Here is a 7,073-nt window from a genome sequence, read left to right as displayed (position 1 = left end):
ACCACCCAGCTCTTAACGGGGATCTCGATCATCAGGTACATACAGCAAAGCATTCCCAGGATGGGTATAAGCGAGTACTGACGAACAAACGACTGGATAGAAATGATACCGGCCAGGAGCACGAAGACCAGGAATAGGATTTCCTCGTGCCCTTCGGAGGAAAAATGGGTAATATCGTCACCGACGCGCCCGCGGAACATGACGACGAAGAGGATATACAGCACCGGTATGATCCACCGCCCGTTGATATAGGGCAGGCTGAACCGCCCGGGCTGTTTTTCGACCTTAGGGAGCATCAGGACCCCGCCACACACCAGAACAAAGGCAAAAAGCGTCCCGATACTGGTCAGGTCGGTCATCAGGGCGTCGTCGACCACGAGGACGGGTATGGCGACCAGGAGGCCGGTAACGATGGTGGAGAAAGTAGGCGTATGAAAACGGGGGTGGACGCGACCAAACGGCTTGGGAAGCAGCCCGTCCCGGCTCATGCTCATCCAGATACGCGGCTGGCCGATCTGGTAGACGATCAGCACGCTCGTGGCGGCGACGACCGCGCCCACGGAGATCACGAAGCCGAGCTTTTGCATGTTGATCTTTTCAAAGACAAAGGCCAGCGGGTCGGCCTTGCCGGCGAACTCCGAATAGTTCACCATCCCGGTGATCACGAGCGTGATGATGATATAGATCGCGGTGCAGATCCCCAGCGAATAGATCATCCCCCTGGGCAGGTCCCGCTGCGGGTTGCCGCACTCTTCGGCGGTCGTGGAAATCGCGTCAAAGCCGATATACGCATAAAAAACGGCGGATACGCCCTTGAGCACGCCCGTCATGCCGTTGGGCAGGAAGGGCGACCAGTTCGAAAAGGTGTTGTTGGAGAAGATGACATACACGCCCACCGCGGCCACGATGGCCAGGATCACCAGCTTGAGCATGACCATGAAGTTGGCGCTCTTCTTGCTTTCCTTGATCCCGACGTAGGCCAGGGCGGTGATCAGGCAAATGATGATAAAGGCCGGCAGGTTGATGATGAAATGCCATCCCGCGATCACCGGCGCGTGCGCATAAATCGCGGCGGGCCCAACAAGCGCAGCATGTTGCGCAACGGCCGCCTCGTACGCCATCTGGGCCGTGTTGTGCCCGATCGTCAGGAAGTCCGGCAGGAATATGTGCAACGCCTTGAGGACGTTGTTGAAATAGGCGCTCCACGAGATCGCCACCACCACGTTCCCGATGGAATATTCCAGGATCAGCGCCCAGCCGATGATCCAGGCCACGACTTCGCCGAACGTTACGTAGGAATAGGTATAGGCGCTACCCGCTACCGGTACCCGGCTGGCGAATTCCGCATAACACAAAGCCGTAAACCCACAGGTTACGGCCGTGATGATAAAGAGGAATATGACGCCCGGGCCCCCGTTATACGCAGCGTTCCCGATGGTGGAAAAGATCCCCGCCCCGATGACCGCGGCCACCCCCAGGAGGGTCAGGTCTTTCACCCCCAGTACGCGTCGCAGCGATTCGCTATGGTCTCCCAGACCCGCCTGGTGTTCTTGTACGATTTTGTCCAGTGATTTGCGGCGCATCAGAGAGGCCATGTACACAAGTTTGGTCTAAGATAAAGAAAATCAATGATCCCGCTGGAGTAAGTCTCCCGCCAGCCGGCGCAGCGCTTCTTTACGGCCGCTGAGGACCGCCACGTCCTCGAGGTTTTGCATGGCCAGCCCTGTGTAGTGTTGTTTCAGGTCGGCGGCCCAGCCATCCGCCCCGCAGGCGCGCATGATCGATAAAACCCCCTCGACGCGGTCGCGGCCCGGGACGGTCATCCAATGCTGGAGCTCCGACGCCTGGGCGGGTGTGCACGTCTTTAGCGTATGGAGCATGAGGAACGTCTTTTTACCCGCCATGATGTCGCCCCCAACCTGCTTTCCGAACTTGGCAGGGTCCCCAAAGGCGTCCAGGTAGTCGTCCTGGATCTGGAAGGCGATCCCGAGGTTTTTGCCAAACTGGTAGAGGTGCTCGGAATTCCCCTGGCTGGAGCCCCCGATGATGGCCCCGGTCTTCAGGCTGCAAGCCAGCAGAACGGAGGTCTTGAGGGTGATCATGTGGAGGTATTCTTCCAGGGTGACGTCGCTCCGTTGCTCGTAATCCATGTCGAGCTGCTGGCCTTCGGATACCTCCAGCACCGTCCGGTTGAACAGCGACATAATCCGGCGCGTATACGAAAGGTCGATCTTGTTGAGGTACTCGTAGGCCATCGTCAGCATGACGTCGCCGGCCAGCAGGGCGCTGTTTTCGCCCCATTTGGCGTGGACGGTGGCGTGCCCCCGGCGGAGAGGCGCCTTGTCCATGATGTCGTCGTGGATCAGCGTGAAGTTGTGGAAGAGCTCGATCGCGGTGGCCATTTCAAAGGCGTCGGGGCGGATGGCGTCGAACAGCTCGTTCCCCATCAGACAGAGCACGGGCCGTATGCGCTTCCCCCCGATGCCCAGGATATATTGGGCCGGATCGTACAGGGTCGCTGGTGTTTCCGGGAAATGACGGCGTGAAAAACGCGCCTCGAACTGCCGCAGTAAATCCTCAAAAGGAGTCATCGCACAAATATAAGTTATCGGCGCTTATCGGATTTCTTTGCGCCTTTGTCTCCGCCCTTTTTCGATTTCTTTGGCGCCCAGTCTGGTGCGCCATCGTGGGACGCCTTTTTGCCGCCGCGATCCGGCGCGCCGCCGTGGGGTTTGTCGCCGCGAGGCTTGTCGCCGCCGCGGGACGCCGTTTTGCGCGAGCGATCTTTCGAACCGCCGCCCCGCGACGATCCGCCCCGCGGGATCGCGCGCCGGCGCGGCATCTCCCCGCCCGCGGCGGCCTCCTCCTCCGTCGGCGCCCACTCGTAGTCGAGCTGCCGCTTCTCCAGGTTCGCCGCCACTACGCGGATACGCACCTTATCGCCCATGCGGAAGACGCGCCCGCTGCGCATCCCGACGAGGCAATAGTCCTCTTCGACGTGGCGGAACTCGTCAAAGTCGAGCAGGCTGTTGAGGCTCACCAGGCCTTCGCACTTCGTGGCCACGGTTTCGACCCAGAAGCCAAAGCTGGCGACCCCGCTGATGACGCCGTCAAAGGTATCGCCGAGGAACTGCCGCATATACTCGACCTGCTTGTATTTGTTGGCGGCGCGCTCGGTTTCCATCGCCGCGCGTTCGCGTTCGCTGGTGTGCCGGCACTTCTGGTCCATCTTTTTGTCCAGCGGCGGGTGTCCGTCCAGACAGCGCTGCAGGATGCGGTGCACCATCACGTCGGGATACCGTCGGATGGGGGACGTAAAGTGGCAATAGTGCTCGAAACCGAGACCATAGTGCCCGATGTCCTCGGTCGCGTAGATCGCTTTCGCCATGGTGCGGATACCGAGCTGTTCGAGCACGTGCTGCTCGGGCCGGCCCTGGGCGTCGCGGAGCATCTGGTTGAAAGAGCCCGCGATCGCGTCGGGGCTCGACATGTCGAATGTATGGCCGTATTTCTTGGCGAACTCGGCAAAGGGCTTCAGCTTTTCCTCGTCGGGGTCGTCGTGCACCCGGTACGGGAACGGCACGGGCTGGCCATCGATCTTGATCTTGGCCACGTACTCGGCTACGGCCTTGTTGGCCAGGAGCATAAACTCCTCGATAAGCTGGTGGGCCTCCTTGCTTTCCTTGAGCACGATCCCCACGGGTTTGCCCTTTTCGTCGAGCTGGAACCGGACCTCCACGCTGGAGAAGTTGATCGCGCCGTGCTCCATCCGTTTCTTGCGGAACTGCTGGGCCAGCTTGTTGAGCGTCAGGACCTCCTCCAGGTACAACCCGTCCTTGGTCTCGATGATCTCCTGCACGTCTTCATAGGTGAACCGGTGGTCGGAATGGATCAGCGTCCGCCCGAGCCAGGTTTCCTTGATCTCGCCTTTTGAATTTATCTGAAAAACGGCGGCAAAAGTATACTTGTCCTCCCTCGGTCTCAGTGAGCAGAGCTCGTTCGAAATACGCTCGGGGAGCATCGGCGACACCCTGTCCGGCAGGTACACCGACGTAGCGCGCTGATAGGCGGCCTTGTCCAGCTCGGTATCCGGCTCCACGAAATGGCTCACGTCCGCGATGTGTACGCCGATCTCAAAAAGGTCCTTCTTTACCTTTCGGAACGACAAGGCGTCGTCGAAGTCCTTGGCGTCGACCGGATCGATCGTAAAGGTGAGCGTCTTGCGGAAGTCGCGGCGTTTTCTAACCTCGTCAGCCGTGATCGCCTCCGGCAACCGCAGCGCCGTTTCCAGCACGTCGTCGTCGAAATCCAGCGGGAAACCCTTCTCCAGCAAGAGCTCCTTCATCGCCATGTCATTGGAGTCCTCGGGATCGAGGATGGCGATGACCTCGCCGAGGGGCCGGCGCTCGCCCTTGTTCCAGGAGACCATCTTGGCGACTACGCGGTCCCCGTCCGTGGCGCCGCTTAACTTATCCGCGGGGATAAAGAAGTCGGGTACGGGCTTCTGCCCGTCGGCTATAAAAAATGTCTGGCCTCCGCCCTGGAGGCGGCCGATGAATTCGGTTTGTTTCCGTTCGAGGACCTCGGCGACGCGGCCTTCGGTACGGCCGCCCGCCTTGGCGTTGGTGACCTCCACACGAACGGTGTCGCCGTGGAAAGCCGTGTTGAAATCGGATGGTTTTACCAGGATGTCTCTTTCGAGTCCGTCCACGATCACGTAACCAATGCCCGAGCGGGCTATATCGAGGGTACCTTTATAAGAGTGGGCGGTGTTTTTCTTTTTTTTCATATATGAAAATTGTCAATAAATGTAAAAATGGTGGAATTGAATAAGTCCTCCTCCCCAAACAGGAGGCGGTGTCGTACGGGTAGGACAAAGAGTGGGAGGTGGTCCAGCTCCTGGCTGAACTTCAGCAGCCGGACCCCGTCCTTTTCGGTGGTGAGCAGGATTTTATGACTCGCCGGCATCTGTTCGAACCGGCGCCGCATGGCCTTCAGGTCGTCGATCGTAAAGATGTGGTGGTCGTTGTATGCCATTACCTCGAAACTCGCCGTCTGGGTTTCGAGGTATTGTTTCAGCGGCTTCGGATTGGCGATCCCGCACACGAGCAGCACTTCCAGGTCTTTGTCCAGTGCCTGGGTGCCGTTGTGGGCGATGTGATAGGGGTGCCCGTATTCCAGCGTCGCGAAAAATACATGCTGCCCTTCGCGCGGGGCAATCTCCGCCGTGACCTGCCGCCGCTGCTCGTCCGTCAAATCCCGCGGGCATTTGGTTACCACGATCATGTTCGCCCTGGCGGCCGCGCCCCGCCAGTCCCGCAGGTCCCCCGTAGGCAGATAAAAGTCCCTGGTGTACAGGTTATTATAGTCCGTCAAGAGGATATTCAGCCCGGCCTTCACCCGGCGGTGCTGGAAGGCGTCGTCCAGGATGATGACCTGTGTGTCCGGCCGGTCCTGCAGCAGCTGCGGGATCGCCACCAGCCGCTCCTCACCTGCCGCGACCGCGACCTTTGGGAATTTGAGGTGGAAACTCATCGGCTCGTCGCCGATCTCCAGGGCGGTCGTATGATCCGTTGCCAGGACATAACCGCGCGTCTTGCGTTTGTAGCCGCGACTCAGAGTGGCGACCTCGTACCTTTGTTGTAGCAACCGCAGGAGGTATTCCGTCATCGGCGACTTCCCTGTCCCTCCCACCGATAGGTTCCCCACGCAGATCAGCGGCATATTAAAGGTCGCGCCCTTCAGGATGTTTCGGTCATAGAGCTTGTTGCGCACCCACACCACCGCTCCATAGACAAGCGCCACCGGCAATAGCAAGAAACGGATGGATTGAAAGGTGAGGTTATACAAATTCATACAACTGCGTAGGTGTCACTCCGATAGACAAAGGTACGTCAAATTCTCCCCGATCAGTCACTTTGTCAATCGGTTCGAAAAAACTGAGGCCGACTTTGACCACATCCGGCCGGCATTGGGCCAGGAACCGGTCGTACATCCCCTTCCCATACCCCACCCTGTAGCCCTCTTTGTCGAAAATAAGCAACGGCACCAATACCAGGTCTATCGCCTCCGGCAAAACCACGACGCCCTCCAAGGGCTCGGGTATTCCCCAGGCGCTTTCCGTCAGGAAGGTGCCCGAATCCCATATAAAATGCTCCAGGTCCGTCTCCCCGCTCACCCGTGGAATGGCCAGGGTCAGGCCGGGATTGGCCGCTTCGAGGTAGCGGATAAAGGGGAGCGTGTCCATTTCTTTTTTCGCGAGGATCGGCTGATAGACGTGCGCGACCCTCAGCGGCGCCGCGCCCAACGGCCGTGCCAGCGCCTTTTTGAATTGCTCCAGGACGGCGGCGGCCATAGCCGCGCGTTCCGCCGGCGGCAGACTCATGCGCTTATCCAGGTAGTATGTCCGCGCCTCCTTTTTGGTCATCGGTTATTTTTTAGCGCAGCGCCTGCCGAAGCCGCGGCCCCCATTCTTCAACGATGCCCCGCACGAACGCGGCATCGGGATTGGAGGTGAGCGGCATCCGCGCCAACGCGGGGTACCCGCTCCAGCGGACGATGTCGTCTTCGTAGTCGCCGAACCGGTCGTTAAATACCCAGCCCGCGACGTCCAGCCCCCATTCCAGGGCAACGCGCGCGGTCAGCAGGGAATGGTTGATGCTGCCGAGGTAGTTGCGGCTCACCAGCACTACTTTGGCATCCAGGCGCTGGGCCAGGTCGGCCATAAAGTCGTCGCCATTCAGCGGCACCAGCAACCCCCCGGCGCCTTCCACCACGACATCCCCGTCAGGGAGGGCTTCGACGATCTTTTCCAGGTCGATCTCCACGCCTTCTTCGCGGGCCGCGATATGGGGGGACGCCGGCAGGGCCAGGCGATATACCTCTGGATGGATCTTCGGCCGCGTCAACCGCGCGGCCACGTACGCGGCATCCGATTCGTCGCCGGTCTGTACCGGCTTCCAATACGTGGCGCCCAACGCCTCCGCCACCACGGCCGAGGCCAGCGTTTTGCCGACCCCCGTGCCGATCCCCGTCACAAAAACAACGCTCATGTGCTACTACTCTCTGTTGAA

General features: G+C 59.9%; 6 protein-coding genes. All 6 read right to left on the bottom strand.

Going from position 1 to position 7,073, the window contains the following annotated elements:
- A partial coding sequence (locus tag VL547_RS11030) for an amino acid permease (RefSeq protein WP_325577724.1) occupies nucleotides 1-1,595 on the bottom strand: 1,595 nt, incomplete at its 3' end.
- A gap of 30 nt (nucleotides 1,596-1,625) precedes the next feature.
- A complete protein-coding gene (locus VL547_RS11025) occupies nucleotides 1,626-2,591 on the bottom strand; it encodes a polyprenyl synthetase family protein (RefSeq protein WP_325577723.1) in 966 nt (321 codons plus the stop codon).
- Nucleotides 2,592-2,605: 14 nt separating this feature from the next.
- Complete coding sequence (rnr, locus tag VL547_RS11020; protein ID WP_325577722.1) at nucleotides 2,606-4,789, bottom strand: ribonuclease R; 2,184 nt, start codon at nucleotides 4,787-4,789, stop codon at nucleotides 2,606-2,608.
- Nucleotides 4,786-5,856, bottom strand: a complete 1,071-nt coding sequence (gene lpxK / locus VL547_RS11015; RefSeq protein WP_325577721.1) for a tetraacyldisaccharide 4'-kinase — start codon at nucleotides 5,854-5,856, stop codon at nucleotides 4,786-4,788. Before lpxK ends, rnr begins: the two co-directional genes overlap by 4 nt.
- Entirely contained in the window at nucleotides 5,843-6,427 is a 585-nt protein-coding gene (locus tag VL547_RS11010) for a 5-formyltetrahydrofolate cyclo-ligase (protein WP_325577720.1), read from the bottom strand. The genes lpxK and VL547_RS11010 overlap by 14 nt, the downstream gene beginning before the upstream one ends.
- A 10-nt stretch (nucleotides 6,428-6,437) precedes the next feature.
- Entirely contained in the window at nucleotides 6,438-7,052 is a 615-nt protein-coding gene (gene bioD, locus VL547_RS11005; protein ID WP_325577719.1) for a dethiobiotin synthase, read from the bottom strand.
- Nucleotides 7,053-7,073 lie beyond the last annotated feature (21 nt).

The organism is Dinghuibacter sp. (assembly GCF_035492835.1).
GTDB lineage: Bacteria > Bacteroidota > Bacteroidia > Chitinophagales > Chitinophagaceae > Dinghuibacter.
This window is presented reverse-complemented; position numbering and strand designations above follow the sequence as displayed.